Below are 1,943 nucleotides of genomic sequence, written 5' to 3'. Positions count from 1 at the left end.
CCGCCGATGGTCGCCGAGAATCCGCCCACCTCAGAGATGGCTTCGGTGGCCCCTTCGAAAAGCTCTGGCCGCTTGTCCACTGCATAGCGGGCGCCGTACTCGCCGCCTGCTTCCTCATCGGCGAAGAAGGCGAAGACAATGTCGCGTTTGGGCTTTCTTCCCGACCTGGCGAAGTCCCGCATCACTGCAAGGATCATGGCGTCCATGTCCTTCATATCCACGGCACCGCGGCCCCAGATGAGCCCGTCCTTCAGGTCGGCGCCAAAGGGGTCCACCGACCACTGTTCGCGGAGGGCCGGAACCACATCCAGGTGGCCGTGCACCACCAGCGCGCTGGCCGAGGGATCCTCGCCCTCCATCCGGGTCACCACGCTGGCCCGGCCGGGGGCGGATTCAAAGATCTCCGCGGAGAGGCCCACCTCCTCAATCAGTCCTGCCGTGTATTCAGCGGCGGCGCGCTCCCCCGGGCCTGAACCGTCTCCATAGTTTGAGGAGTCGATCCGGATGAGGTCCTGGCAGATCCGGACAACTTCATCCTCGGCACGGGTATCGGACATGTTGGCTCCTTGGGCAGTGGAAGGGCGGCTGAGAACCGGTGAGGTCTCAGTGCCTTCAGCCTACCCAGTTGTCCCGATTCCATCTTTCCGGAAAGTTCGTGTTAGAGTTTTTCTCGCTGCTTCGGACAAGAGCGAAACGCTGAAAGGCGGAATCGTGGTCCGAAATACCACCTGCGCGGGTGGCGGAATGGCAGACGCGCTAGCTTGAGGTGCTAGTCCTCGAAAGGGGGTGGGGGTTCAAGTCCCCCTCCGCGCACAATGGGAAAAGCCCTTGGAATCCATGGATTCCAGGGGCTTTTCTGCGTCACAGCCAACTCACTCGCGGTTGCGCAGTTGCCCGCAGGCTGCGGTTGCGACGATGCCTGTGTCATGGGAAGGCCCTTGGAATCCAAGGGCTTCGTTGTGACCCTAAGTACTGTGTATCCGGGATGCCTTGGAGCGGATGAAGTCGTGGTCTTCCTGGGACAGTGCCATCTCACCATGCTGCCCGGTGGCAGGATCGGCTCCGGTTTCCTTGGAGATGATGGACGTGATCGTCCGCGGAAGTATCTGACATCCCGGGTTCTCGATAAGCCACTTCTGCGTAGCCGGGGCGAGGCGGCCCCAATTGTCTCTGATGTTCATCGTGATCGATGCTGCCTTCCGAATGGATGCCGGTCTGATGGGGTACAACAGGGTGTACCGAAGAACATGAGAGGTCCCCGAGCCCCAAAGTACGCCACTCCACTACGGAAGACAACGCAAATTTCCCGCCTTCCAGCGACGTCTTCGGCCTGTCGTTTCGCGGGGACGCGATCCATGGATCGCTGGTCGGATTTTCCGCACCACGGGGCGCTGATCGGTGGTCCACGGCCTTCTGCGGGGCCTCCAGCCAACCCGCTGCCCGTACTTCATGTTTGCACTCTGACCAGAGGGCCGCGGGGTGCCGTTGGTCACATCCGGCGCACTTTCCGGCGGATGTGGGGTTTAATTCCCTGAACCTATTGGGGAATACCAGTGTGATGCTGTACGTTTCATACGCGACAGACGAACCAAAGAAAAGAGAAACACCTAAGTGGCAACCGATTACGACGAGCTCCGTTCCGACGTCAAGGAATCCCAAGACAACTCGCTGGAGCAGCTTCAGTCAGCCAATGCGCCGGACGCCCGCAGCGTTGTCCTCGAGCTCGATGAAGCCGACGGACTTGACGGCGCCGGCGTTCCCGGAGGCGAATTCGTAGCCGAGGAACTGGTGGTCCAGGTCATTCCCCAGGCCGACGACGAGTTCACCTGCTACTCCTGCTTCCTGGTCCGGCACCGCTCACAGATTGCTAAGCAGAAAGACGGACACACCTACTGCACGGACTGCGAAGGCTGATCCGGCACCCAAAACTTCCGGTGCCGGAC

The 1,943-nt window shown here is 60.8% G+C and carries 3 protein-coding genes and 1 tRNA gene; 2 read left to right on the top strand and 2 right to left on the bottom strand.

What is annotated here, in order from left to right; genetic code table 11:
- Positions 1-557 (bottom strand): M20/M25/M40 family metallo-hydrolase (locus DBR22_RS09575; RefSeq protein ID WP_146187452.1); only part of this gene is annotated, 557 nt, incomplete at its 3' end.
- Between the two features lie 173 nt (positions 558-730).
- Here DBR22_RS09575 and DBR22_RS09570 point away from each other — a divergent pair.
- Positions 731-813, top strand: a tRNA-Leu gene (locus DBR22_RS09570).
- Positions 814-965: 152 nt separating this feature from the next.
- Here the strand turns inward: DBR22_RS09570 and DBR22_RS09565 are convergent.
- A complete protein-coding gene (locus tag DBR22_RS09565; protein WP_108598822.1) occupies positions 966-1,181 on the bottom strand; it encodes a hypothetical protein in 216 nt (71 codons plus the stop codon).
- 430 nt (positions 1,182-1,611) lie between these two features.
- Between DBR22_RS09565 and DBR22_RS09560 the strand changes: the two genes are divergently transcribed.
- A complete protein-coding gene (locus tag DBR22_RS09560) occupies positions 1,612-1,914 on the top strand; it encodes a DUF4193 domain-containing protein (RefSeq protein ID WP_108598821.1) in 303 nt (100 codons plus the stop codon).
- Positions 1,915-1,943: the final 29 nt, after the last annotated feature.

Source organism: Arthrobacter sp. HMWF013, from assembly GCF_003061105.1.
Lineage (GTDB): Bacteria > Actinomycetota > Actinomycetes > Actinomycetales > Micrococcaceae > Arthrobacter.
The sequence above is the reverse complement of the archived record's forward strand: the minus strand, read 5'-3'. Positions and strand labels throughout refer to the sequence as shown.

Excerpts from the sequence above, each read along its gene's own strand:
- DBR22_RS09565 (WP_108598822.1), bottom strand. The coding sequence starts at position 1,181 with ATGAACATCAGAGACAATTGGGGCCGCCTCGCCCCGGCTACGCAGAAG.